This is a genomic window from Dolomitihabitans soli (assembly GCF_022213955.1).
In the GTDB taxonomy this organism is placed as follows: Bacteria; Actinomycetota; Actinomycetes; order Streptosporangiales; family Streptosporangiaceae; genus Streptosporangium_A; species Streptosporangium_A soli.
Genome location: NZ_JAKNTW010000008.1, coordinates 354149 through 377352, shown reverse-complemented (window position 1 = coordinate 377352; position 23204 = coordinate 354149). Strand labels below are relative to the sequence as shown.

At 64.8% G+C, this 23204-nt stretch carries 26 protein-coding genes, 1 tRNA gene and 1 pseudogene; 11 read left to right on the top strand and 17 right to left on the bottom strand.

The genetic code is table 11. The features are described 5' to 3' along the window. The first annotated feature begins 8 nt into the window (after nucleotides 1–8). The 4 genes from MBA17_RS19505 (at nucleotide 9) to MBA17_RS19490 (ending at nucleotide 3917) form a co-directional block, all read left to right on the top strand. Nucleotides 9–1184, top strand: coding sequence for a DNA polymerase III subunit delta' (locus tag MBA17_RS19505; RefSeq protein WP_238497923.1), 1176 nt, complete (start codon nucleotides 9–11; stop codon nucleotides 1182–1184). Nucleotides 1185–1254: 70 nt separating this feature from the next. Next, nucleotides 1255–2076: a PSP1 domain-containing protein gene (locus tag MBA17_RS19500; protein ID WP_455432799.1), complete on the top strand. Its 822-nt coding sequence runs from the start codon at nucleotides 1255–1257 to the stop codon at nucleotides 2074–2076. A gap of 52 nt (nucleotides 2077–2128) precedes the next feature. After that, nucleotides 2129–3772, top strand: coding sequence for an alpha/beta hydrolase (locus MBA17_RS19495; protein ID WP_238497922.1), 1644 nt, complete (start codon nucleotides 2129–2131; stop codon nucleotides 3770–3772). Nucleotides 3773–3840: 68 nt separating this feature from the next. Continuing rightward, a tRNA-Thr gene (locus MBA17_RS19490) sits at nucleotides 3841–3917 on the top strand. 69 nt (nucleotides 3918–3986) lie between these two features. Here the strand turns inward: MBA17_RS19490 and MBA17_RS19485 are convergent. From MBA17_RS19485 to MBA17_RS19450, 8 genes are all read right to left on the bottom strand, one after another. Further along, nucleotides 3987–5336 (bottom strand): tyrosine-type recombinase/integrase, encoded by a 1350-nt coding sequence (locus tag MBA17_RS19485; RefSeq protein ID WP_238497921.1) that lies wholly within the window; start codon nucleotides 5334–5336, stop codon nucleotides 3987–3989. A 1-nt stretch (nucleotide 5337) separates the two neighbouring features. Next, entirely contained in the window at nucleotides 5338–5529 is a 192-nt protein-coding gene (locus MBA17_RS19480; protein ID WP_238497920.1) for a helix-turn-helix domain-containing protein, read from the bottom strand. Continuing rightward, nucleotides 5526–6911: a replication initiator gene (locus tag MBA17_RS19475; RefSeq protein ID WP_238497919.1), complete on the bottom strand. Its 1386-nt coding sequence runs from the start codon at nucleotides 6909–6911 to the stop codon at nucleotides 5526–5528. The genes MBA17_RS19480 and MBA17_RS19475 overlap by 4 nt, the downstream gene beginning before the upstream one ends. A 93-nt stretch (nucleotides 6912–7004) precedes the next feature. Then, nucleotides 7005–7142, bottom strand: coding sequence for a hypothetical protein (locus MBA17_RS19470; RefSeq protein ID WP_238497918.1), 138 nt, complete (start codon nucleotides 7140–7142; stop codon nucleotides 7005–7007). Further along, complete coding sequence (locus MBA17_RS19465) at nucleotides 7139–7450, bottom strand: hypothetical protein (RefSeq protein ID WP_238497917.1); 312 nt, start codon at nucleotides 7448–7450, stop codon at nucleotides 7139–7141. The genes MBA17_RS19470 and MBA17_RS19465 overlap by 4 nt, the downstream gene beginning before the upstream one ends. A 12-nt stretch (nucleotides 7451–7462) precedes the next feature. Further along, entirely contained in the window at nucleotides 7463–8092 is a 630-nt protein-coding gene (locus MBA17_RS19460; protein ID WP_238497916.1) for a DUF2637 domain-containing protein, read from the bottom strand. Nucleotides 8093–8104: 12 nt separating this feature from the next. After that, nucleotides 8105–9463 carry an FtsK/SpoIIIE domain-containing protein gene (locus MBA17_RS19455; RefSeq protein WP_238497915.1) on the bottom strand — a complete coding sequence of 453 codons (1359 nt, stop codon included), beginning with the start codon at nucleotides 9461–9463 and terminating at the stop codon, nucleotides 8105–8107. Further along, on the bottom strand, nucleotides 9456–9809 hold the full coding sequence (locus tag MBA17_RS19450) for an SCO3933 family regulatory protein (RefSeq protein ID WP_238497914.1): 354 nt from the start codon (nucleotides 9807–9809) through the stop codon (nucleotides 9456–9458). Before MBA17_RS19450 ends, MBA17_RS19455 begins: the two co-directional genes overlap by 8 nt. Nucleotides 9810–9937: 128 nt before the next feature. Between MBA17_RS19450 and MBA17_RS19445 the strand changes: the two genes are divergently transcribed. Next, nucleotides 9938–10267 carry a GntR family transcriptional regulator gene (locus MBA17_RS19445; RefSeq protein ID WP_238497913.1) on the top strand — a complete coding sequence of 110 codons (330 nt, stop codon included), beginning with the start codon at nucleotides 9938–9940 and terminating at the stop codon, nucleotides 10265–10267. Nucleotides 10268–10444: 177 nt separating this feature from the next. Here MBA17_RS19445 and MBA17_RS19440 read toward each other — a convergent pair whose 3' ends face one another. After that, nucleotides 10445–10660: a hypothetical protein gene (locus MBA17_RS19440; protein ID WP_238497912.1), complete on the bottom strand. Its 216-nt coding sequence runs from the start codon at nucleotides 10658–10660 to the stop codon at nucleotides 10445–10447. 154 nt (nucleotides 10661–10814) lie between these two features. Here MBA17_RS19440 and MBA17_RS19435 point away from each other — a divergent pair, with 154 nt between their 5' ends. Both MBA17_RS19435 and MBA17_RS19430 read left to right on the top strand, forming a co-directional pair. After that, the gene (locus MBA17_RS19435) at nucleotides 10815–11555 is read left to right on the top strand and encodes a helix-turn-helix domain-containing protein (RefSeq protein ID WP_238497911.1); all 741 of its coding nucleotides are present in this window, start codon (nucleotides 10815–10817) and stop codon (nucleotides 11553–11555) included. Nucleotides 11556–11557: 2 nt separating this feature from the next. Next, nucleotides 11558–12031, top strand: a complete 474-nt coding sequence (locus tag MBA17_RS19430; RefSeq protein ID WP_238498010.1) for an NUDIX hydrolase — start codon at nucleotides 11558–11560, stop codon at nucleotides 12029–12031. A gap of 15 nt (nucleotides 12032–12046) precedes the next feature. Here MBA17_RS19430 and MBA17_RS19425 read toward each other — a convergent pair whose 3' ends face one another. The 4 genes from MBA17_RS19425 to MBA17_RS19410 all read right to left on the bottom strand — a co-directional run bounded on the left by MBA17_RS19425 (nucleotide 12047) and on the right by MBA17_RS19410 (nucleotide 13972). Then, complete coding sequence (locus MBA17_RS19425; RefSeq protein WP_238497910.1) at nucleotides 12047–12499, bottom strand: HIT family protein; 453 nt, start codon at nucleotides 12497–12499, stop codon at nucleotides 12047–12049. A gap of 42 nt (nucleotides 12500–12541) precedes the next feature. After that, on the bottom strand, nucleotides 12542–13090 hold the full coding sequence (locus MBA17_RS19420) for an HD domain-containing protein (protein ID WP_274385614.1): 549 nt from the start codon (nucleotides 13088–13090) through the stop codon (nucleotides 12542–12544). Between the two features lie 67 nt (nucleotides 13091–13157). Next, complete coding sequence (locus MBA17_RS19415; RefSeq protein ID WP_238497909.1) at nucleotides 13158–13625, bottom strand: GntR family transcriptional regulator; 468 nt, start codon at nucleotides 13623–13625, stop codon at nucleotides 13158–13160. Beyond that, complete coding sequence (locus tag MBA17_RS19410) at nucleotides 13625–13972, bottom strand: hypothetical protein (protein ID WP_238497908.1); 348 nt, start codon at nucleotides 13970–13972, stop codon at nucleotides 13625–13627. The genes MBA17_RS19415 and MBA17_RS19410 overlap by 1 nt, the downstream gene beginning before the upstream one ends. 161 nt (nucleotides 13973–14133) lie before the next feature. Between MBA17_RS19410 and MBA17_RS19405 the strand changes: the two genes are divergently transcribed. Together MBA17_RS19405 and MBA17_RS19400 are read left to right on the top strand one after the other, a co-directional pair. Then, a complete protein-coding gene (locus MBA17_RS19405) occupies nucleotides 14134–14868 on the top strand; it encodes a helix-turn-helix domain-containing protein (protein ID WP_238497907.1) in 735 nt (244 codons plus the stop codon). A gap of 1091 nt (nucleotides 14869–15959) precedes the next feature. Next, nucleotides 15960–18992 (top strand): tetratricopeptide repeat protein, encoded by a 3033-nt coding sequence (locus MBA17_RS19400; RefSeq protein WP_238497906.1) that lies wholly within the window; start codon nucleotides 15960–15962, stop codon nucleotides 18990–18992. A gap of 1184 nt (nucleotides 18993–20176) precedes the next feature. Here MBA17_RS19400 and MBA17_RS19395 read toward each other — a convergent pair. From MBA17_RS19395 to MBA17_RS19380, 4 genes and pseudogenes are all read right to left on the bottom strand, one after another. Continuing rightward, the gene (locus MBA17_RS19395) at nucleotides 20177–20908 is read right to left on the bottom strand and encodes a tyrosine-type recombinase/integrase (RefSeq protein ID WP_238497905.1); all 732 of its coding nucleotides are present in this window, start codon (nucleotides 20906–20908) and stop codon (nucleotides 20177–20179) included. 151 nt (nucleotides 20909–21059) lie between these two features. Further along, a pseudogene (locus MBA17_RS19390) lies at nucleotides 21060–21341 on the bottom strand (Arm DNA-binding domain-containing protein); the annotation flags it as partial. Nucleotides 21342–21421: 80 nt separating this feature from the next. Next, nucleotides 21422–21583 carry a helix-turn-helix domain-containing protein gene (locus tag MBA17_RS19385; RefSeq protein ID WP_238497904.1) on the bottom strand — a complete coding sequence of 54 codons (162 nt, stop codon included), beginning with the start codon at nucleotides 21581–21583 and terminating at the stop codon, nucleotides 21422–21424. Next, complete coding sequence (locus tag MBA17_RS19380; protein WP_238497903.1) at nucleotides 21576–21887, bottom strand: replication initiator; 312 nt, start codon at nucleotides 21885–21887, stop codon at nucleotides 21576–21578. Before MBA17_RS19380 ends, MBA17_RS19385 begins: the two co-directional genes overlap by 8 nt. A gap of 180 nt (nucleotides 21888–22067) precedes the next feature. On the opposite strand from MBA17_RS19380, the gene MBA17_RS19375 reads away from it, so the two are divergent. Both MBA17_RS19375 and MBA17_RS19370 read left to right on the top strand, forming a co-directional pair. Then, a complete protein-coding gene (locus MBA17_RS19375; protein ID WP_238497902.1) occupies nucleotides 22068–22463 on the top strand; it encodes a hypothetical protein in 396 nt (131 codons plus the stop codon). A 162-nt stretch (nucleotides 22464–22625) separates the two neighbouring features. Then, on the top strand, nucleotides 22626–23099 hold the full coding sequence (locus MBA17_RS19370) for a hypothetical protein (protein ID WP_238497901.1): 474 nt from the start codon (nucleotides 22626–22628) through the stop codon (nucleotides 23097–23099). Nucleotides 23100–23204: the final 105 nt, after the last annotated feature.

Sequence of the window (23204 nt, the reverse complement as noted above, 5' to 3'; positions counted from 1 at the left end):
CTTGCACCGTGGGAGTCTTCGACGATCTCGTCGGGCAGGAACCGGCCGCCGCCCTGCTCGCACGTGCGGCCGCGGCCGGCGCCGATTTCCTGGCGGGCGGGCGCGGTGCAGGGATGACGCACGCCTGGCTGTTCACCGGCCCGCCCGGATCCGGGCGCGGAGCCGCCGCCAAGGCCTTCGCCGCCGCGCTGCTCTGCCCGGACGGGGGCTGCGGTCACTGTGACGTGTGCCACCAGGTGGCCATCGGCTCGCATCCCGACCTGGAGGCCGTGCGCCCCCAGGGCCTGTCCTACGGTGTCAAGCAGACCCGCGAGCTGATCCTGCGGGCGGCCGGCGCGCCCACCCTCGGCCGCTGGCACGTCGTCCTCTTCGAAGACGCCGACCGCGCCACGGAGGCCGCCGCCAACGCGCTGCTCAAGGCCATCGAGGAGCCCCCGCCGAAGACGGTCTGGCTGCTGTGCTCGCCCTCGCCCGACGACATGGTCACCACCATCCGCTCCCGCTGCCGTCTCATCACCCTGCGCACCCCCCCGACCGCCGCCGTCGCCCACGAACTGGCCACCCGCGACGCCGTACCACCCGACGTCGCCGAGTTCGCCGCGCGGGCCGCTCAGGGCCACCTCGGCCGGGCCCGCAGGCTGGCGCTCGACGAGGAGGTACGGCGCCGCCGCGACGCCGTCCTGTCGATCCCCATGTCACTGTCGGGGGTTGGCGAGTGCATCACCGCCGCCGAACGGCTGGTGAAGACGGCGGAGGAGGAGGCCGCCTCGGCGACCGCCGCGTTGAACGAGACGGAGACCACCGAGCTGCGCAAGGCGTACGGCGAGGGCTCCTCGGGCAAAGGGCTCAACAAGGGGCTGGTCCGTGGCGGCGCGGGCGCGCTGAAGGAGCTGGAGGATCGGCAGAAGTCCAGGGCGACCCGGGTCAAGCGCGACTCGCTCGACGGCGCCCTCCTCGACCTGGCCGCCTTCTACCGTGACGTGCTCGCCGTACAGTTCGGGGCGGGGGTCGAGCTCGCCAACGAGGACCGTCGCGCCGACCTCGACCGGCTGGCGGGAGCCACCAGCACGGAGGCGACGCTCGTCAGGATCAACGCGATCATGAAGTGCCGTGAGCGGCTCGCCGCCAACGTCAACCCCCAGATCGCCGTGGAGGCCATGACCCTGGCCCTGAGGGCGGGTTGAATCCAGGCGTAAGGTGGCGTGAAGCGGGGGCCTACGCGAGGGAGGCGAGCACGACTCCATGGGCATGATCATGGCCGTGAGCTTCACCCGATACGGACGTCTCTACTACCTGGATCCGGGCGGCCACACTCCGAAGGTCGGCGACAAGGTGCTGGTGCCGACGGAGTCGGCGTTCGAGGTCGCCGAGTGCGTCTGGGCGCCGCAGTGGGTCAGCGAGGAGATCGACGGCCTGCCTGTCTGCGGGGGAGTCGCCGGCGAGGAGCACCTCACCCGGGACGACTCCAACCGGCGTCACCGAGCCGAGGCCCGCAGCGTCTCCAAACGGCTGATCAAACGGCATGACCTGCCGATGAAGGTCGTCGGCGTCGACTATCTCGACGGTGACAACGTCTACACCGTCTACTTCTCCGCCCCGCACCGCGTCGACTTCCGCGCCCTCGTCCGCGACCTAGCGCGCAACCTCCGGGCACGCGTCGAACTGCGCCAGATCGGCCCGCGCGACGAGGCCCGCCTCCAGGGCGGCATCGGCCCCTGCGGGCGCGACCTGTGCTGCGCCACCTTCCTGAAGGACTTCGAGCCGGTATCAGTCCGGATGGCCAAGGACCAGGACCTTCCGGTCAACCCGCTGCGCATCGCGGGCGCCTGCGGCCGTCTCATGTGCTGCCTGAAGTACGAGCACCCGCTGTACGTCAAGGCGCACGACAAGATGCCCTCTCTCGGTGCGAAGGTGGGCACACCCGACGGCGACGGCACGGTCGTGTCCCGCAACGTCCCCTCCGACTCGGTCGTGGTCCGGCTCGACGACGGCGGCCGCCGTTGCGCCTGTCCCTCGGCCTCCGTGTGCTCCCCGCGCAAACAGCACGACGCGATGTACACGGGTGGCGGGGACTAGACGCCTGCTCTTCGCGAGGCGGAGTGATATGGAGGATCCGACAATCACCCAGATGAGGACACCGGGCTCACCCGCACGCCCCGGCACCGACGCTCCGCCGTACCGCCGGTTCTTGCGGGCCGGCGGGGGAGCGACGTATGAGGGTGCGCGCCACCCGCTCAGGCGGCTCGCGGTGGCGGTCCTGACGGTCGCCCTGACCGGTACGGCGTGCGTCGCGCAGGACGGCAAAGCTCCCCAGACCCCATCGAAGCCATCGGCGGTCGCGCCAGACGTCACCCGCCCGCCCACCCCCGGCCTGGCCGCCTACTACTCGCAGAAACCGGCCTGGACCGACTGCAAAGACGGCTTCCAGTGCGCCAAAATCGACGTCCCCCTCGACTACGCCAAGCCCGAGGGCGAACGCATCCAGATCAGCACGATCCGCCTCCCCGCCTCCGGCGACCGTGCCGGCTCCATCCTGATCAACCCCGGCGGCCCCGGCGGCTCAGGCATCGCGTACGGCAGAGCCGCCAGATCGGTGCTCACCGCCGGCGTACGCGCCCGCTACGACGTGGTCGGGTTCGACCCACGCGGAGTCGGCGAGTCCTCCCCCGTCCGCTGCCTGTCCACCAGCAGGCTCGACGCCTACCTCTCCCTGGACTCCACTCCCGACTCCCAGGCCGAGATCACCGCCCTGGAGGAGGGCTCCCGCCGGTTCGCCTCGGGCTGCCAGGGTCAGTCGGCCAGGCTCCTCCCGCACGTCGGCACCGAGAACGCCGCCCGCGACGTCGACATCCTGCGCGCCGCCCTCGGCGACCCCGGCCTCACCTACCTCGGCAAGTCGTACGGCACCTTCCTCGGCGCCGTCTACGCGCAGCTGTTCCCCGACCGGGTCCGCGCCCTCGTCCTGGACGGAGCGGTAGACCCCTCCCTCTCGCCCGTCGAGCTCAACCAGACCCAGGCGGAAGGCTTCGAGGTCGCCATGCGCGCCTTCCTCGAAGACTGCTTCACCGACGAGACCTGCCCCTTCCAGAGCCGCGACGTCGACTCCGCCCTCGCCGAGCTGACCGCCCTGCTCGACCGTACCGACCAGGAACCCCTGCGCAACTCCTCCGGCGACGGCCGGGCCGTCACCGAGTCGTGGGCCGCCCTCGGCGTCATCACCCCGCTCTACGACAAACGCTCCTGGCCGGCGCTCCGCGAGGCCCTGACCGCTGCCTTCAAGGGCGACGGCTCCACCCTCCTGCTCCTCGCCGACCTGCTGCTCGACCGCCGCCGCGACGGTACCTACTCCAACCAGACCGAAGTCAACATGGCCATCAACTGCATCGACAACCATTTCCCCCGTACCGTCGCCGCCTACGCCACCGCCGCGGAACGCGCCGCCATTGCCTCCCCCCGCTTCGGAGCCAGCGTCATGTGGAGCTCCCTCCCCTGCGCCTTCTGGCCCACCGACGCCACCCCGCCGCCCGACCGCCTCACCGCCAAGGGCGCCCCGCCCATCCTCGTCGTCGGCACCGAACGCGACCCCGCCACGCCGTACGAGTGGTCCGAGGCCCTGGCCGGAGAACTGTCCTCCGGGGTGCTGCTCGGATTCGACGGCGACGGCCACACCGCCTACCTGACCGGCTCCGGGTGCGTGGACAAGATCGTGGACGCGTACCTGCTGGAGTTGAAGGTGCCGGAGGACGGGAAGCGGTGCCCGAGGATCGCTTGAGCCGCGGGGGCGCGGGGACGGTCCGGATACCTGTAGACTTTGCAAGCCATGTGCCACCGGCATGGCCCGCCGCCTTAGCTCAGTCGGCCAGAGCGACGCACTCGTAATGCGTAGGTCAAGGGTTCGATTCCCTTAGGCGGCTCCATCAATGAACAGGGCGTACTCCATTCGGAGCACGCCCTGTGATCGTTTGCCGTTGCATTTCCCGTTGCAGTTATCCCCAAAGGGCGCGGCCCATCTGTTTGGCGGCGTCGCGGGCCATCGGGGTGGCCACGTGGGTGTACCGCTGAGTCACCCGGATGTCGGAGTGACCGAGGACCTCCATCACCGTGCGGACGTGAACGCCCATGTCGACGAGCAGTGTCCCCGCGGTGTGGCGTCCGTCGTGGACCCGTACGTCACGGACGCCCGCGTCCTGTAGGAGCTGCTTCCACTCCTCCCAGTCGTGGCGGGGGTCGATGGGCCGACCGTCAGGACGAGGGAACACGAGGTCGTGATCCTGCCAGCCCTCGTCGCCGGCCTCTTGCTCGACGACTTCCCGTTGTGCCTTGAGGAGGGGGATCAACTCGGCGGGCAGCGGGATCGATCGCTTGGACTTGCTCTTGGGCCGCCGGAAGCCCAGGCCGCCGCCCTTCCGCTCCGGACAGGTGCTCGCGTGGCGGACGCAGTTCTTCGGGCACGGGTTCTTGATCTCGCGGCAGACATGGCCCCGCTTGGCGCAGCCCGGTAGGCACTTGTCGCGGTGGTGATGCTTCTCGCAGTTCTTCGGGCACGGGTGAATGTGCTTGTCCTTCGTGCACGCCACCGGATCCCCGCAGCCGTGTTCCCACTTCGTCCGTTGGATCTGCCACCAGATCTTGACTTCTTGCTCGTCGAGGTCGACATACTTCCAGCGGAGCCCGAGCGCTTCCCCTTGGCGGAGCCCGAGGGTCAGGCCGATGATCCAGCGCACCCCGTTCCGCCGCCCTTCAACGGCTTTGAGAATCTTGTGAACGTCGGTACGGCTCAGCGGCTCGATCTCGACGTCTCCACTGCCGGGCGAGTCGACCAGCTTCGCGACGTTCCGGCCGATCTGATCGCGACGCATGGCGATCTCAAGAGCTCTGGAGACGATCCGGTGAACCTTGAGGATGTGCGATTCCGCTTTGCCAGCGCTGGCCATGGCGCTATACAGCTTGTCGAGGTGCTCAGGCAGCAGCCGGTCAAGGCGGTGCTTGCCGAGGTGCGGAATGATCCAGTTCCGGCTCTTGCTCCGGTAGTCGTCGAGCGTCCGGGGAGCCATCTTGCCGGTGGACACCAGGCGGGCACAGATCGTGTCCAGGTAGGTCGTCATCCACTGTTCGACCGTGGGTCGGCGCCCTGGCTTGCTCGTCTTCCCGGCATCCCGGAGCTTCTCCAGCTCGCGGACCTTTCGTGTGACCTCCGTTTCGGTCGCGGCTTCACGGTGGCGACGGTCGGGAGCGCCGTTGTCCTTGACGCCCATGACGACCCAGCCGTGCCAGTTGCCGTTCTTGCCGAGGTAGATGGACGACCGCCCGTTTGGCTTTCGTGATCGGGATGCCATGTCAGTTCTCCAGCTCGGATACGAAGGCCAGCAGGGCGGCGAGGCTGACGCGGTGGCATCCGTCGATGTGGACGGAGCGCACGCGACCGGAGTTGATCAGCTCATAGAGCTTGGTCTTGCCGAGCCCGAGCTTGCGAGCGGCATCGCGCACGGTGAAGAGGAGTGGGTCCTCGGCGTCCAGGAGAGGAGTCACAAGGAACCTCCTGGCGGTGCGACTGCCATGGGAGTTCCGGTCAACGCGGCGGCGAGGAGGGCGTCACCGGCGGACCAGCCTTTGCCTGCGTACTGCCAGGTGGCGATCTCGACGGCGGTGTCCTCGTCGAAGAGGGGTAGTCGACCCGTGGTGATCTCTTCGGTGCGGGTGAATGCGCGTCGGGCGGCGCGGAGGAGGCCGATGGTGGTGGCGTAGTGGCGCGATCGGGTGGAGAAGTGGCCGCCGAAGCCGAGCATGTGGGCCCAGTGTGCGAGGCGGAGGTGGGCCAGGTCGGCGAGTGCGCCGAGGCGGAGGCATTCGGTGATGAGCCGCCGGGGGTGGTCTCGGAGGTTGAAGGCGGTCAGGTCGTCGAGGGGGTTGATTCGGCGGTCGAGGGTGCCGACGCATTCGGCCGCTTTGGTGGCGTACTTGGCGACGTAGCCGGCTACGGCTACGTCGGAGAGGTCGCCGTCTGTGGTGATCTCGCGGATGTCGAGCTGTGTCCCCCAGCGCATGAGCCGTGACGGCTCGTCGGCAGCGGCGGGGACGATCACGGTTACGGCTTTGACAGCGTGCCGGATGGCTTCGGTGAGGAGCTCGGCGGTGGCCCAGGCCGGAGGTGGCGAGGTCGGCCCGGTGGGGCCGTCGAGGCGGATGACGGCGTGCAGGTGGACGACGCCGCGGCGTTGGTATTCGGCGACTTTGGCGAAGGAGATGGTCAGGTGTTGGCGGAGTTCGCGCAGGGTGTGGCCGGTGAGTTTGGCGACGCGGCGGCGTAGGGCGTCGGTGAAGCGTTGCCAGAGTTTCGGGGTGGTGGCGTTGAACAGGACCGAGCCGGTGTAGTCGTAGCAGTCGGGGCACAGGGGTTCGCCGAGGCATTTCTCATTGGCGTCGTGCCGGGCCGTACAGGACATGACCTGTCCGTGTGGGCAGGTGGGCGCGTTGCGGCGGGGGTGGCAGGGCAGGACCTTGCCGTTCTTCTCCCGTCGCGTGTGGACGGTTCCGAAGGACGGGGCGGTGAGGGTGGCGAACACGCAGGGGTGGGCGGTGACGGTGGGCGGGACGCCCTTTCCGCCGATCAGGCCGGCGCGGATGAGCTGGTAGGTGTCGGCGCGGTAGACCTCGGCGCAGGCGGGGCAGCGGGTGGCGCGGCGGGTCTTGCATGGAAGACGGAGGACGCCGTCAGGTTCGGTGGCGGTGGAGTAGCTGTGCAGGAGCTGACCGGTGGCGGGGTCGATGTGCTGGACGCGGCCGCGGAGGTGGATTGGCTGGCGGCATCCTCCGGTGGCGCGGAGTTGGGCGGTCCAGCGGGTGTACTTGGCATCGTTGAGTCGGGTGATCATGCCCGCGATGGCGTGCGGATTGGTGTGTGTTGTGGGCAAGATAGGGGCCTCCTTTCACTCGTTGGGTGGAGGGATGGCCCCCGACCTGGCAGGCGTCTTGGCGGATGTACGGCCAGGCCGGGGGCGCCGGTCTCAGCAGAAGCCGAGGCCGTGGCAGTGCGGGCAGGTGTCGCCGTAGCTGTCGACTCCGGTGCCGCCGCAGTGGCAGCACTGCCAGCGCTTGGGCTCGATCTGTGCCGGAGTCACCTGTTCGTCGTCGTCGGTGTTCATCTGGGCGTCTCGGTTGTGAGACCGCGGGTGGTGGTGAGGACCGCGGTGGCCTCGAAGTGGATCGGGCCGAAGCGCTGGACGGTGGTGTAGTGCCCGAGTGGCAGCAGGCGCGGGTCGATCGTTGTGCCGCACAGCGTGGCGATCCGGTCGATCTCGGCGCGGAAGCCGCTGTCGGTCTTCTGGCTGGGGAAATAGGTGATGATCGTGGGGTCGGCCGGGGCGGGGACCTCGGGGTTGGCCTCCATGAAGGCGGCCAGTTCGCGCAGGCCGGAGATGAAGGCGGTACGGCGTTCGGTGTGGATGGACATGGGTGGTTCTCCTTATCTCTGGGCTTCCGGGGCTGTGCTCAGGTGGCACAGCAGGTCGGAGGCCAGTTGGGTGGATACGCCCAGACGGGCGCGCAGGGTGTCGCGGCTGATCGGCCTGCTCTGCGCGGTCTGGTATTCCTCGGCGACGCGTCGGGCGTAGTCGAGGAGTTCGGTGGACGGCCCGTCCTCTCGGTCTGGGATGGGCTGTACGGGGAGCGGGGCCGGGACGGTCTCCGGGGCGAAGGACGGTTCGGGACGGGGTGCCGAGGCGCGGCGTTCGAGCATGGAGATCGCGATCAGGAACGCGCCCGCGGGTGTTGCGGCGGTGATCCAGCCCCAGGCGGACGGGTCGGCTTGGTTGAGGTTGGCGGCCAGAGACAGGACGACCCCGGCGGCCAGAACAAGGGTCGGCCAGGAGACTGGACCGTTCCAAGAACGGGCGGTCTTCCTGTCGCGCTGACGCTCGCGGGCGGCCATGACACAGGTGAGATCGACGCAGACCGCGATGGCCCAGGCCATCCAGCCGGTCTGGCCGTGTTCGGCGGCGGTGTCGCGGATGTGGGTGAACGATCCGGCACCCGCGATGGCGGCCAGGACCAAGACCGGTCCCGAATCGAGCAGCCAGCAGGCGAGGCGTCGCATCGTGTCCCCCTTTCAGGCGTTGAGTAGTTCGTTCAGGTCGGCGGTGTTCATCTCGGTTGTGCAGGCGGTCTCGGTGATCTGCGCCCAGGACGGGGTGCGGTCCGCGTACATCCGGGCCACGTGTTCGGCGGTCTGCTCGGCGACGTAGTAGGAGCGGGCCCGGTACCACTGGCCGTCTTGGCCGGCGACGATGGCCACGCCGGGTGTCTCGGCGGCGATGGCGCGGGCGGAGACCAGGGCGGCCGGGTCGAGGTCGCCGAGGGTCATGGTCGCGGTCTCCGGATCGTTGACCCGGTGGCAGATCCGCCCCGAGCACTGGGCGCGCAGGGCGGTGACGCCGGGTCCGAGATCGGCGCCGATCCGCTGGCCGCAGCAGAACAGGTAGATCCCGAACGCTCTCCCGAGTTGGGCCACGCGTAGGAGGGCGGTGGAGGTTTTGGCGATCTCGTCTTTTTCGCTCTTGTCTGCCATCAGGTACAGCTCGGCCAGCTCGTCGACCAGGACCACGACCGGGACGGGCCGGATCGCCGGTGCGAGTTGCCAGATGTTGCGTGCGCCTGCCGTACGGCATAGGCCCATCCGGTCGACCATGAGCGCGACCAGGTCATCGAGCAGGCCGACCGACTCGGCGCGGCTGGTGGCCAGGGCCGACAGCCGTGGGCCGTACGGGGTGAGTTCGACGCCGCCCTTGAGGTCGAAGCCGACCAGGGCGACCGGTTGCGGGGCGAGCCCGACGAGCAGGGCGTTGGCGAGGTTGGACTTGCCGGACTGGGTCGCTCCGGCGTTGAGCCAGTGCGGGACGGTTCGGAAGTCGATCACCCAGGGTTTGCCGGTCTCCAGGCGACCGACGGTGACCTTGAGGAGTTCCCCGGATGGTGGGAGCTGATCGATCCGGACGAGGGGGTCGTGCATGGTCGCGGCCAGGACGACCCGTCCGGGACGAGGGGAGGCGACGCGGACGGCGTGCACGCGCCAGGAGTGCGCGAGGCGTTCGGCGACGTCGGAGTAGTCGGCGGGCACCTGTCCTTCGAGCAGGTGGACGGTGACCCGCCAGCCGTGCCGGGTCGGGACCGGGAGCCACATCCAGGGTTTGGTGTCGACGGCGACCCGGCGGAAGCGTCGCCGTACCTTCACGGTGCCGGTGGAGACGATGGAGCCGGGGGTGAGGGTGAACCACCAGCGCGCCCGCTTCTTGGTCAGGCCGCAGCCGAGGGCGACTTTGCGCCAGGCCGCGCGGACGGCGAGCGCGGTGAGTGGGTAGCCGGCGACGAGCCAGAAGGAGGGGTAGTGGATGCGTCGCCAGGTGTAGAGGCCGGTGGCTATGCAGCTCAGGGTGATGAGGAGCAGGCCGAGGGAGTTGGCGTCAGGCACTCTTGCCTCCGGCCGGGTTGCCGGAGACGGGAACGATGGAGGCGGCCTTGTAGGAGATGCCCCATCGGTTGGAGCCGTTGCTGGGGATCTCCCAGACGTAGCCGACCATGGCGGTCGGGATGACGTCCTGACCGGGTGCGATGGGTGGTTCTCCGGAGGTTCCGACCTTGACCAGTTCGATCCGGCCGAACTCGTCCTCGGCGAGCAGGACGGTCTCGAAGACCTTGTTGCCGTCCTTGTCAGTCTTGATCTTCCCGGTGTCCTGGTCGATGACGCGGGGACGGGCGGCCTTGACGCAGGTGAATCGCAGACGGTGGGCGTCGACGGGGATGGGGATGGTGCGCATGAGTGGTCCTCCTTCTGTCGTCCTGTGCAACATAGTTAACCTAGTTGGCTTGGTTGTCAATGTTCTCGTGGTTGGCTTGGTCGTGTCTTTGTGTTGAACTAGAGGCCACTCGCGAGGGAGAGGGGCGGATGGTCAAGAACACGGGGCGACCCGGCTACTTGCAGATCGCCGATGACCTGCGCGAGAAGATCCGGGGCGGGTCTCTCGCGCCTGGTGATCCGTTGCCCTCCACGGCCCGGCTGGCGGAGGAGTACGACGCCTCGCTGAGCGTGGTGAAACTGGCGGTCGGAGTCCTGCGGACCGAAGGCTTGGTCATCGGGCAGCAGGGCAAGGGCGTCTTCGTGCGGGACGCCGGCGAGCCGGCCTCTCCCGATGAGCTCACCGAGATCCGTGCCACACTGCGTGATCTGTCCGAGCGGCTCGCGCGGGTGGAGTCGACGCTGTCTGAGCGCGGGTAGAGCCGCCGCCCCGCACGTGGCAGCCGGTGACCCGGCGGGCCAGGCCCGCCGCGTGACTGGGGGGCGGCTCGGCCAGGCACATCCGCCGGTCGTCCTGGCGCATCCCGATCATGACGATCACGTAGCCGATGAGTACGGCGGTGGCCAGGATGAGGCCGATGATCAGCGGGATCGTGGTCATGTCCAGGTCACCCCCGCCTGGGCGAGGCCGTTCGAGCGGGTGCCGGGGCGACGGGTCTCTGCGCTGCGTCTGCCGTTCCTGCGCCCGGCGGTGCGACGCCTCATCCAGCGGTCACGGGCGCGGCACTTGCGGCAGAGGCCCTGTCCCTCCTCCAGCGCCGCACCGCATCCACAGGCAGGGGTTTCGTCGATCGCCGGGATTCGGATGATCATGTGAGTTCTCCTCTCGGTCGCTGTACGTGTTGCCTTGCGATACCGAGAGTGCGCCGAAGAGGCAGGACGAGATCACTACAGGACGGGACATGTTCAAGACGTCCGGTCTACGATTGCCAGGTCCTCAGACGTCCCCGGCAACAGGGCAGGTGGAATGGCCAACGAGCGGCTACGGGTGGCCCTTCTCGAACACGGCACCACCGTCGACGCGCTGGCCGAGGCCGTCCAGGTCGACGCCAAGACGGTGGAACGGTGGATCACCCAGGGCCGCATACCGTACCGAAAGCATCGATTCGCGGTCGCCCGGCTGCTCGGCGTGGACGAGGCGTACCTGTGGCCCGACGCGCTGACCCCGCAGCAGACGGCGGCGGTGTCGGAGAGTGAGATCGTCACCGTCTACCCGCACCGCTGGGCCGTACCCCGGGACGCATGGGGACGACTCTTCTCCCAGGCTCAGCAGGAGATCGGCGTGCTGGTCTACAGCGGCGTCTTCGTCGCCCAGGACACCGGCTTGCTCCGCCTGTTCGCCGAGAAGGCCGGGACGGGTACGCGGGTACGCATCCTGCTCGGCGATCCGGACTGCCGCGAGGTCGCCCAGCGAGGCGAGGACGAAGGCGTCGGCGACGGGCTGGCCGCACAGATCAGGACCGCGCTGCGGTACTACCAGGCGCTCCGGCAGGTGGACGGGGTGGAGATCCGGTTGCATGACACGATCCTGTACAACTCCATCTACCGCGGCGACGATCACCTTCTGGTCAACACCCACATCTACGGCAAGTTCGCCGCGGACGCCCCGGTCATGCACCTGCGCAGGGTCACCGGAGGCGGCATGGTCTCCGCCTACACCGACAGCTTCGATTCCGTGTGGGACCGGGCCGTCCCGGTAGGGCCGTGACCGTGGGCCGCCGGCTGGACTTCTACGACGACCCCGAGGCTCCCACCCCCAACAGCCTCGTCCCCTCGGTGAACGTGGCGGTGACCAACGACGCGGGAGATCTGCTGATGATCCACCGCACCGACAACGACAACTGGGCGCTCCCCGGCGGGGCGGTCGACCTGGGAGAGTCGCTGCCCCAGGCGGCGGTGCGGGAGACGGTGGAGGAGACCGGGATCAGGTGTGAGATCACCGGCATCGTCGGCACCTACACCGACCCCCGGCACGTCATCCTCTACACCTCCAACGGCGAGGCCCGCCAGGAGTTCTCCATCGTGCTGAGCGGCCGTCCCGTCGGCGGCGAGCCGACGCCGAGCGAGGAGTCCCGCGAGGTGCGGTGGGTGCCCCGCGATCGGGTCGGCACGCTGCCGATGGACCGGTCGATGCGGCTGCGAATCGAGCACGTCCTAGCCGGCGGCGGGCCGTACATCGGGTAGACGCCCCTCCTGCCGCTATGAGAGGAGTCGGCCGAGTTTGACGGCGATCTCGTCCATTTGATCGGCCGGGACGCTGTCGGTAGCGGTACGTCCCATGAGCCCGAACACATCAGGTCCACGAAGTTCACGCGGCAGGTCCGGCATGCGCGGCACGATGTGAAAGTGCACGTGGCTGAAGCCTTCCAACTCGGCGAACTGCACCACGTACGTCTTCACGCAGCCGGTCACCTTGTGGAGCGCCCGCGACAGCCGGACCTGCCAGAGACCGAGCGCGGACGCCTCGGCATAGGTCAGGTCCGCGACGGTCGTGACATGGCGCCGGGGGAGCAGCACCAGCCATCCTGGCAACGCCGTGTTGATCGCATGGGCCACCCGCCAGCAATCGTCCGCCGCGATCCTCTCCCGTGGCGGGAGTGCGTCGAACTGCGCTTCCTGATCACAGGTGTAGCAACCTGGGGAGGCCGTCATGCCGTCCGATGCTACGAGCTCGGCGCCTGCCCTGACCAGGTCTCAGCGTCGCCCCAATGCGGACTGTACGGCGTGCACGGCCGAGGTGATGCACGGGGTGGCGTTGCTGATCGACCGGCTGACCAGGTGCTCGGGGCCGTACCGGGAATGGATCTCCGCCAGCCGGTCACCGACCTCCAGGGGCAGGCCGTCCGGGCTGGTGGTCATGTCGGCGTAGGTCAGCGCCGTGACCAGTTCCGGGCGCTCCTGGTCGAACTCGGCGTTCAACGCGTCGATCAGGCCGCGCTCGGTCGCCTCATAAACCGCGCACGAGTGATGGGCGACGAGCCGGGTCAGCTTGTCGTCGGCCTGGTGGACGTCACGCAGATAGCGGGCACCATCGAGTGAGTGAAGGCCGGTGACGACGAGCGCGGGCGAGTAGCCGATGTCGTGCAACCACGCCGAGGCGGTCAGCAGATCAGCCTCCTCGCCGAGAATCGGCGCCAGCGACTCGGCGCGCGCCGCTACTCCTTGCGTGTGCGCCCAGCGGCGCGGCAACGGGCCTTCCAGCAGGTTCCGGGCCAGGTCACGAGCCCATTCAGCTTGTCCCATGCGGGTCACGATAGACGCCGCCCCTGGGGCGGAATCCAGGTCTGGGGGTGAGACGTCTCAGGACGTCTCACCCGGTAGCGGGGCAAACGAACCGGCCCTTCCCCTGCTCGCTAACGATCAGTCCTTCCCGCTCCAGCGCGCTGAGCGCGTGGCGGACCGTGGTGCGGGAGGCCGAGTGCCGCTGTCGCAGGCTGGCCTCACTGGGCAGCATGGCTCCGGCGGTCAGCTCACCGCGGTGGATCTGCGCTCGCAGGTCATCCGCGATCACCTCATGTCGGTACGCCAAGGTCTCGATACCGCCCTTCACCACGTGGCCCTTGGACCGGATCGTCACGATCAGCCCTTCGTCCCGCAGAACCGCCAGCGCCCGCCGCACCGTAGTCCGGGCGACCCGGAACTGCCCGGACAGCGCCAACTCCGACGGCAGAGCACCACCCGCCGGAAAGTGCCCCGAGGCGATCTGTTCGCGAAGGACGTCGGCGATTTGGGCGTAGACGCGCCATCCGGTCAGCGGTCTACCGTTCTGCGGCTCCATCAGGAGGAGCGATACGTCTGGATGATCTTGCTGATGTCGATGCCGAGTTCTCCCTGCTCGCCCTCACGCCAGCCCAGCCGGGCGGCCTCGGCGACCGCCTCGACCGCGGCGAACGGCCGCAAGCACGAGACCCGCTCATCGAGCTGGTCACCCCAGTAGAACCACTGGAACGAGGTGTGGACGTAGACCCGGCGGCTACGGGACGCGACGTCGGTGACGTCCAGGCAGGGCCGCTCTTTGTGGTCCACTAGCAGGACCGCGACGATCTCCTTGGGCCGGAGTCCCTCTCTGAGCGTGGTCAGCAGATGGTTCTGATAGGCCAGCTGGTTCTCTCGCACGGCGCCCATACGGCACGGCTCCCATCGGTGTGGAGGTCGGAGCGGCTTGTGCTCGCTCCGTGCCGTTGAGCCTCCTCCCGGGGCGGGAATCTCTACACCGCGACTTGGGACGTCTGGGGACGTCTCGTGTTAACGTCGCAGGCAACGACGGTGCCGCGAGAGGTAGAGCCGTGAACGACAACCTTCGCCACGCCCTGACCAGAGCACGCCTTCACCCCGTCGACATCGCCGCCCAACTGGCCGTCGACCCCAAGACCGTGAACCGCTGGATCAACGGCCGCATCCCCTACCCCCGCCACCGCTGGGCCATCGCCGACCTCCTCGGAGTCGACGAGGCGGAACTGTGGCCCGACGTCGCCCCGCACCAGCCGGCCATGCCCGCCGAGATCCGTACTGTTCACCCGCATCGCTGGGCCGTACCGCCTGACACCTGGCGACGGCTCTTCCAGTCCGCGACCCGCGACATCGGCATCCTGACCTACAGCGGACTGTTCATCACCGAGGATGCAGGGCTTCTGCATGTACTGACTGACCGAGCCCAAACTGGAGTCCACGTCCGCATCCTGCTCGGCGACCCCGACAGCTCAGCCGTGGCGACCCGCGGCGAGGAGGAGACCATAGGCGGCGCGGTGATGGCGGCCAGGACCAGGAACGCCATCGCCCTATGCCAGCCTCTCCATGAAGTCGAGGGCATCGAAATTCGCCTACACGACACCGTGCTCTACAACTCCATCTACCGTGCCGACGACGAACTCCTCATCAACACCCACGTCTACGGCATGCGCGCCGCCGAGGCCCCCGTCATCCACCTCCATGACACCGCAGGCGCCGGCACCGCGGCAACCTACCTGGACAGCTTCGAACGCGTCTGGAACGGCGCCCGACCAGCTCCCCAGATGCCCTGACACCGAGCTGCTACCAAGATCGAAAGAAACTTATCTGTACGCTTTCAAGGCGCGTGCCGCCTGCGGCGTCCCGCGCGTGTGGGCGGTCGCTGGCCGCGCTGCGGCTCTTCGGCCGGTCGCGGCCAGCGCCACCCACACGACCGAATTCAGGCGTACGCCGGAGGCTCCCAGAAGGGTGTACTGACATCCAGCCTTGCGCGCCCATGGCAGAAGGTCTCGACAGAACGGCCATAAAGCGCACTAGTTAATAATATGGACAAGTACCATATTGTCATACGTGGCAACATATGCCTCTCACGCCATACCCGCAACACGACTGAAGCCTCCGCGCCTATATGAAAATCCCCATCCAGATTGTACACTAACGCATCCTGTATTAACCTTCTCAGGGGTGCGGTTTGGGTACAACAGACGGTGGGCGTATAGCCGCTCGCGGCTTTCAATTTCAGTACATTCGAACGCTAGAGGCTTTGCTCTCAAGTATTAACAGGCTCGATATACACGCGTGCCGCATTGAAGGACCTGCGGGTATCGCGTCCTTAGACAATGTCGATTCCGTTGATTTCGATCTAATCGATCGTTCCGAAAATGTCATATTAGCTGCGCAGGTGAAGAGCGCCCAATACAATCGGAAGGTATCTGCGCCAGAAGCTTTTGCAGTACTTGTTAAACTAGTCACGGCATGTGACGCTGAGAGCTACGAGCTGATTACGGGTGCGGTTCCTGACAATAATTGCGACCGACTTGCACGCATCCTTATGAATCGTGATCTCTCTTCGAGTAACCGCGTTGACCTACTTCGAGCGCTGTTCAAGAACTCACCTAAGAGTCGGACGCTGCTAGATTCTCTTTCAGATCCAAAGTTAGAGCAGTTAGGACGTGCACGTATAGCGTTTGACCGTAGGTCTTCAGAGGAGATCCGCCAACGACTCCGAGATGAATTGCTTGCAGTTCGCAGCCACCGACATCCACGACTCGGCGAACGGTCGTCAGGATTGGTCTTAGGCTACCTGCTATCAGAAGTGCTTCGTAGGGCTGCGGACCCTGATAGCGCTGAATGGGAACTGTCCAATTTTCGTGAGCAGGTGCTTGTGGATGATGAGCATCTAACTCGGTCTCTGGGATACCAAGAGTGGAGTGTGATCTATGGGCCGGTATCGCCAGTTCCTGAAATCCAGCGCAACGATATCCTTCAGGAAATATTGGACTCACTCTCAAAGACTGACATCTCGCCGACCAAGCCGAAATACTGCATCTTGGCGGGGCTATCCGGTATAGGAAAATCAAGCATCGCCTCTTCGTTCGTAGCTAAGTATGCGGACCAATATCAGGTTGTCTTCTGGATCGACGCCTCGAGCGTGGATACAATTTATACGGGATACCTGCATATCCGCAATAGACTCTCCGGTTCCACGAGAGCTGCCGGAGTCGACGACGGCGTCGATTCAATCCGGCAGCAGGTTCACGACGCCCTCCGACAAATACCTGATTCCTGGCTGATCGTTTTCGACGATGCAACGTTAAGTACTGCGCGCGAGTGGCTGCCCCGGGCAGGCAAGGGCCAAGTGCTTGTCACCTCTACAGACAGCGCTGGCTGGCGCCCGATAGGCAACACAGTATCGGTACCTTTGATGACGGAAGGAGAAGCAGTCGAATTGGCATTTCGACGGCTTTCCGTGGATGAGACGCAGCAGCCGTTTTATGCGAATGACATCAAAGACCTTGTCAAGACTCTCGAAAACTGGCCTCTAGCAATTGAGTTGGCCTGTGGCTATATCGAAAGCTGCGAAATTAGCCTCACCCAGATAAGTGATTATCTAGCTCTTGTGAAGGAGCGGGCTCTTGACGATACCGTTTCTATCCCACTCGGATACCCTCGAACGCTTGTTGCAGCAATAATGCTCGGACTTCAGCGGATTCATGAGCTATTAGCACATAACCAACCGTTCTATAGCATTACTATTGAAATGCTGCGCGCCGCATGCTATTTTTCTCCTAACCAAATCCCTCTGCATCTGCTTGCAGTCTCAGCCTTTGCTCCAGTCCAGTCCATTGCAGATAATGGTCGCGGGGCAGTAGTGGTCGATGAGGCGGAAATTCCAATAAGGGAGATCGTACGAGTATGCACCTACGTGTCATTTGTTCGCTACTCAAAGCCGCTATCTCAGGCGATAGATAAGACCCTTTCAGGCGCGACGCTAACCATAACGATGAACACAGTGCTCCAGGATGTTCTAAGATCACGATTTGAGCCCATCACTGAGATTGAGCGGACGCTTCCTCAAGCTTGCTATCACGTTGAGCGGTGGCTTACCGTTGCGATGGAGACTGGGAGAAGTGATCTTTCCTGGGAAATTGCCCAACATGCATCCACGCTTATCAGCCATGCGCAACGGCTGGAAGTTAAGGTAAATGAAACAGCGCATCTGATTGGAAACCTGGGCGGGTTTCACCATTCCCATGGACAGCACGATATGGCCCGTACTCTGCTGGAACTAGAAATTGCATGGCTTGAAGAAATAGCTGAGCCAAATGAGTTTCTAGCAGTACAGGCTAGGATTCTACTCGCCTCGACTCTTAGATCCATCGGGGCGGCCTCAGATGAACAGATTATCCAGCACTTGGAACGGGTTCTGGACTTTGTTGAAGAGCTCCCTCACAGCGCCGATAATGGGGCGTCTGCAGCAACATACCTCGGAACACAGGTTGTCATCTTCCTGGAACATCTAGAACCGGCTACTAGTGTGCAGGGGCAGGTTCTCAGGCTTCTCAATTCATTCCGTGCGATTATTTCTAGCCTACCGACCACTCCAGCTTCTGAATTCTTGGTAGGAATGTCTGAGGTGGGTCGCCTAATATCTTCAGATGCGTGCGCGCAGGCCGAATCTCGATCGCGAGAGCTTCTTGCAATGGGTGTCGCGCCGCTTTCCCAAGAAGTGGAGCTGCGACGTCTGTTAATTGAGTCTTTGTGTCGTCAATCCAAATGGCAACTGGCCTCTGCGGAACTTGAGGAGATTCGCCCATACGTTGGTGGACGGTCTCTGTTTAGGTTCTCTGTCGAAGTCCTCACACATAATGTTGGTCTTAATGCTGCTATCGCATGGCTGGTCGCCGATGACGAAGAGGCATCGGACCTGCTTCTTAAATTGGTTGAACTCGTCGATATTGCTGAGCTCATGAGAACTGTCTCGCCTCATGACCACGCGCGCTTTGCCCTGCTTGATGCCGTTGCCGCAGCCAAACGCATGGATGCCCCGTCCTTCTCGTCCGCGCTCAAGCGAATCGACTACTCAGAACTCAAGAGGAATCGCTCACAATCGAATGCAGTCTGGATTAGTCTACTGGATGGAATTCAGAATAAGCTTTCACGAGATTTTATGTTACAAGAATCGAACCTTCAACGCGAATCCTCGCTCTTGGAAAGGCCAACATTCGGCGTTCCTCTCGAATCAGCGGACAGCCTACTCAGATCACAGCCTTCACCTGAAGAAATTCGGGAAATGTATGAACAGACGGATGTGGCTGCCGCGTTCTTTCTTACGTCAGATCCTGAATTCTCGAGAACTAGTTTCTCGCGCATCGGTGATGGTGCCGCTAGACTTAAGATGGAGCGTCCTTCAACGTATCCCGTAGCCTTCCTCGAGCCTAGGTACTTTATCGGTCTTACGCGTACAACCGATGGCGGTTCTATTGAAGGGCAAATAGAAGCCATTGGTCGCACGGGATTCTTTATCCTTTCTTCCGAATTCCTGTTCATTCGCATGGCGCACGAATGGGGACTGGGAGAAGAGTCTGGGAAACTGGTACTCCGTGATTCAGGTGGCGGTATTTGGGCGGAGACCGATGCGTTGCCTTCGGCGCAGTGGCGGAGGATGGCAAGAACGAGGGGGCGCGTAATCGTCCTTTATGGTTTCGGGTTCGAGTTGCACAATAGGCCAGAGAGCAGTCGTCGCTTTTCGCCTGAGGACTTCTCCCACCGATTTGCCGATGCCGCAAGCAAGGGCTTCATTGCAGCAGCAAGTATCGAGTGGCGTGAGGCTCCGCCTCACTCTTTTCCTAGATTGTCAATGGACATAAAGCCTCAAGCCCATCGGAGCCGGAAGAAGCGCCGCCGCAAGCGTTGAACTCGTCATCGGTCAAGGCCGTGACGATCACCTACTTCGGGGGCTATCGGGCTGGGCGCTCAGTTCATTGGCTGGGCTCCGCGGTCTTGCTATGCGGATGCTAACAACGTCCTCAACAACCGAGGACGAGGGCGGACGTGTATGCTGCGGGGCACTCGATCGGCACTGGAAGACCCCATGCTGACCCTGTTGGGATACCCGTTATGAAGTGCTGCCGCACCGCGTCCGGTGCTCGGGCCGGAAGTTCCGCGCTCCGGGTCGGCTTGCCATCGGATGACATGTGACCTTGGTCAGCAGCTCCTGCGGGACATGCGTGGGATGCTAGCCGTACGAGATCATCACCGTGTTTCGGCAGGGCAGGCTATAGGATGAGCCTTTCTCCGCCCGCTCTCTCCTAATGCGGGTGTCTCCGGGCGGATGGCTCTCGTAGGGTGGGCAACGTGCGCCTTGCACGTTTCGATCTTGATAATACGGTTGTGAATCTTGATGAGGCTTTCCGCGGGTGGGTAGGCGAGTTCGTTGAGGCGCACGTTTTGGACGACCACGCGGCGGGTTGGTTGCTTGCTCTCGACGCTGCCGGCTACCCGCACCGTGAGGTGTTCTTTGACATGGTGCGGGAGCGGTTCGGGTTGCGGGAGCCGGTAGAGGAACTGTGGCAGGCGTACCGGCGGCGTATGTCGGATCTTGTTCGGTGTCGCCCTGAGGCGATGGCTGGGCTGGCTAGGTTGTGGTCGGCAGGGTGGAGGGTCGGGATCGTCACCAACGGAACGGCGGACAACCAGCTCGGGACGACCAGCGGACAGCCATGGCGATCCTGCACGCCGAGGGATGACGGGGAAGCATGCTGTCCGAGGCCGGGGGAGTTTTACCCTCTGCCGCGCGGCTTCCGTTTCTCGGGCCTGGCGGCCCTGCGATACGGGTCCACTTGCCCTCGAATGATTCTGGTGACGGCTCCTGCCCCGTTGCAGTTCCCGTTGCATTCCGCCTGCGATCACTCGTGTCCGCGGCTGTCCATGACGGTGTCTGACCTGGACTTACGGGCACCTGCGAACGCATGCGGACGCCTCGGAGTAGGCGGTTCGAGGACTCGTAATGCGTAGGTCAAGGGTTCGATTCCCTTAGGCGGCTCCCAGCTCAAAGGCCCCTCGCGATAATCGCAGAGGGGCCTTTTGCTAACACCCGTGCTAACGGCTGTCGTCGTCGATCGCCTGGGCGAAGATATCGGCGACGGCCGACTCTGCGGAGCGGATCACGTGGGCGTAGACGCGGAGGGTGATCGCGGGGTCGGCATGGCCCAGGCGCGCGGCTACGACGTGGACCGAGACGCCGGCGAGGAGAAGCGTGGTCGCGTGGATGTGGCGGAGATCGTGCAGGCGCGCGAGGGGTAGTGGCTCGTCTGGTGGGTCGCCTTGCTTCGGGTTGTTGCGGGCGTTGATGAAGTCCCGCATCAGGCCGGTCACTGTGTCCGGGTAGATCGGCTCGCCCCAACCGGTGACGAAGACGTAATCGTCGTTGCCGCGCCAATCGTCGCCGAGGAGCGCACGTTCCGCTTCCTGGCGCTTCTTGTGGTCGCGGAGGATGTCGACCGTGTTGGGGTCGATGGGAACGATGCGGGATCGACCGCTCTTGGTTGTTCCTTCCACCCGTTCGCCGTCGATCACCGCCGTTGATCCTGCTATGTGGACGTGGGCGTTGTCGAGGTCGATATGGGTCCACCGAAGGTTGAGCAGTTCGCCGCGCCGCGCCCCGGAGTAGGCGGCCAGGCGGAAGAAGGCGAAGAGGCGATGTCCCTCAGCGGCCTTGAGGAAGGTCCGGAGTTGAGCTGTGGTCCAGATGGTTCCCGGTTCGCCGTGCTCGGTACGGGGGCGCTTGGCGCGTTCGACGGGGTTGGAGTCGAGGATTTGATCGGTCTCCACGGCATCGCGGAAGGCTTTGCGGAGAATGGCGTGTAAGTGGGTCACGGTCTTGGGAGCCAAGCCCCTTGCCGGTTCGCCCGCCGGTGGTCAGGAGATCACGGTAGAGCTTTGTGATCATGCTTGGCCGTACAGCCTGGAGGCGCACGGAGCCGAGCCGGGGCTTGACGTAGAGGCGGATGCAACTGCGGTAGTCGCTCAGGGTGCGCGGCTTGATCTCCATGGCGTGACCCTCGATCCAGTCATCCAGGTATTCGCCCACGGTGATCGTGTTCCGGTCGACGTACTCCCCGCGGCGAGCTTTCACGCGAGCCTCGTCGCACGCCGCTTTGGCGTCGTCCTCGGTGGCGAAGCCGCCCACCCATCTGGGCTTGCTCTCGCCGGTCTCGGTGTCCTTGACGCGGATTACGTAGGACCAGGTCTTACCGCGCTTCACGACGCCGTCACGGACTTTGGGGGTCTTGCGCGCCTTCTTGCCGTCGTCCGCCGGGCCGGGGGAGGCGACGAGGGTCCTGGTCACGCTGCCTCCTTCGCGGCTAGGTGGGTGATGTGGTCGGTGAGGGCGGAGACGGGGATGCGGCGGGAGCCGTCGATGCGGATGGAGACGACCGAGCCGGAGGCGATCAGTTGGTAGAGCTTGCTCCGGGAGATCGCCAGGGCGTCGGCGGCTTCAGGCACAGTGAGCAGGAGACGGGACATGCGCCACCTCCCTTCGGTCCAGGGATGTACCGGTGAGGGCGGCGGCGAGGAGTGCGTCGCCGGCGGACCAGCCCTTGCCTGCGTACTGCCAGGTGGCGATCTCGACGGCGGTGTCTTCGTCGAAGAGGGGTAGTCGGCCGGTGGTGATCTCTTCGGTGCGGGTGAAGGCGCGTCGGGCGGCGCGGAGGAGGGTCAAGGTGGTGGAGTAGTGGCGGGAGCGGGCGGAGAAGTGGCCACCGTGATCACAATGGGTGGCGGCACGCAGCGCGGGTGAGGCGCTCATCACCCGGCCTGCTGTATCGGCCAGGATCTGGACCCGTCGCCATCAGCTGCGTCGTTCGACAGGTTGGAAGTGGATAACGTCGTCCAGGCATGCTACTGCGCGTTTTCGTGTCTGCTGACGACAACCCTGACGGCAATGTCGCCATTCGATTTTTAGCGGTCCACCGCCTAAGATCCGAGCGTGTCTGAGTACACGTGGCCTGACGAGGGGCCTGCATTCGGGAAACGGGTGCGCGATGCCTGGGCCGCGACGTGCCGAGCCGTTCCGATCGGGACGAGGGTGACCGGGACAGTCATTGGCCGGCAGCCCTTCGGCATCCTTCTACGCATCGCTGGTGTTCCCAACGCGATAGGACTCGCAGAGATCATCGGGATGCCCCTTGACTGCAAGCTCCCCGAACTCGGTGCCGTGGTTGCAGGAGAAGTCATTTCGCATGCCGAGCACAACCATCAAGTGAGGATCAGAATGGTCGCGCGAAGACGTTCCGGAGTGATGACCCGGGACGTCAGGACGACACGTGTGCGCTACCTCAGGGCATCACCGATGCTTGCCGAGAATCATCCAGAGAGGTGTTGAGGGTCACGGTGATTCCGGACAGCCGTTTTATGGGCGTTGCGCTTATGCAGCTGTTTTGGGCGAGAGGGACTAACATTACAGATCACAAAGCCTGGCTGTAGTACGTAGTGCATACGAGGACGGTCAAGGCGTGTTTGTCGAGTCGACTCGTAGGGGCTTATCTTGATGATCACGACGCGTTTGGCGATCACGGTGCTTGTGGCCATATACGTAGGAGTAGGCGCTGTTCTAGTCACTCCAATCGCTTTCCTGTTGCTGACCTATGGTTGTACCGCCGAGGATGACCAGTTCGCCGCTGCTCTGGCCACGCTCAGCATCCTCGAGTCTCATCCGGCGGATGCGACGCCTCAAAGGGATCGCGGCTCCACTTGCGACAACGACGATCGGATAGTGAGTGTCTGGCAGTCCTATCGATCTTCAGGATCGAGGGCTGATGCGCTGTCCTTCTACCGGGACGCCGCGATCATGGATGGCTGGAAGCCCGTGCTGGAGGAGGGTGGCGAAGAGACGGGGTGCTTTATTAAGTCCTTCGGCAGGAGCGAGGTTCACCTCTCAGTGTCGATGGGCGAGGCGGTGTACGGCGATGGCTACGACGTGAAGGTGAGCTCTTCATTAGATGGTGGAGGCTGGTGTTGACGCCGTAGGTTCTCAAACGCTGACGCGCGGCTTTCCGGGTCTCGGGCCTGGCGGACCTGCGATACGGTCCGCCTGCCACCGGTGCAGCCGTGGTGACCGTGGATC

Bases quoted from the DNA above. Each gene is read 5' to 3' on its own strand.
- MBA17_RS19495 (WP_238497922.1), top strand. From the start codon at position 2,129: ATGAGGACACCGGGCTCACCCGCACGCCCCGGCACCGACGCTCCGCCG.
- MBA17_RS19440 (WP_238497912.1), bottom strand. From the start codon at position 10,660: ATGATCATCCGAATCCCGGCGATCGACGAAACCCCTGCCTGTGGATGC.
- MBA17_RS19380 (WP_238497903.1), bottom strand. From the start codon at position 21,887: ATGAGCGCCTCACCCGCGCTGCGTGCCGCCACCCATTGTGATCACGGT.
- MBA17_RS19485 (WP_238497921.1), bottom strand. From the start codon at position 5,336: ATGGCATCCCGATCACGAAAGCCAAACGGGCGGTCGTCCATCTACCTC.
- MBA17_RS19420 (WP_274385614.1), bottom strand. From the start codon at position 13,090: ATGGGACAAGCTGAATGGGCTCGTGACCTGGCCCGGAACCTGCTGGAA.
- MBA17_RS19435 (WP_238497911.1), top strand. From the start codon at position 10,815: ATGGCCAACGAGCGGCTACGGGTGGCCCTTCTCGAACACGGCACCACC.
- MBA17_RS19445 (WP_238497913.1), top strand. From the start codon at position 9,938: ATGGTCAAGAACACGGGGCGACCCGGCTACTTGCAGATCGCCGATGAC.
- MBA17_RS19460 (WP_238497916.1), bottom strand. From the start codon at position 8,092: ATGCGACGCCTCGCCTGCTGGCTGCTCGATTCGGGACCGGTCTTGGTC.
- MBA17_RS19470 (WP_238497918.1), bottom strand. From the start codon at position 7,142: ATGAACACCGACGACGACGAACAGGTGACTCCGGCACAGATCGAGCCC.
- MBA17_RS19465 (WP_238497917.1), bottom strand. From the start codon at position 7,450: ATGTCCATCCACACCGAACGCCGTACCGCCTTCATCTCCGGCCTGCGC.
- MBA17_RS19450 (WP_238497914.1), bottom strand. From the start codon at position 9,809: ATGCGCACCATCCCCATCCCCGTCGACGCCCACCGTCTGCGATTCACC.
- MBA17_RS19415 (WP_238497909.1), bottom strand. From the start codon at position 13,625: ATGGAGCCGCAGAACGGTAGACCGCTGACCGGATGGCGCGTCTACGCC.
- MBA17_RS19425 (WP_238497910.1), bottom strand. From the start codon at position 12,499: ATGACGGCCTCCCCAGGTTGCTACACCTGTGATCAGGAAGCGCAGTTC.
- MBA17_RS19500 (WP_455432799.1), top strand. From the start codon at position 1,255: ATGGCCGTGAGCTTCACCCGATACGGACGTCTCTACTACCTGGATCCG.
- MBA17_RS19410 (WP_238497908.1), bottom strand. From the start codon at position 13,972: ATGGGCGCCGTGCGAGAGAACCAGCTGGCCTATCAGAACCATCTGCTG.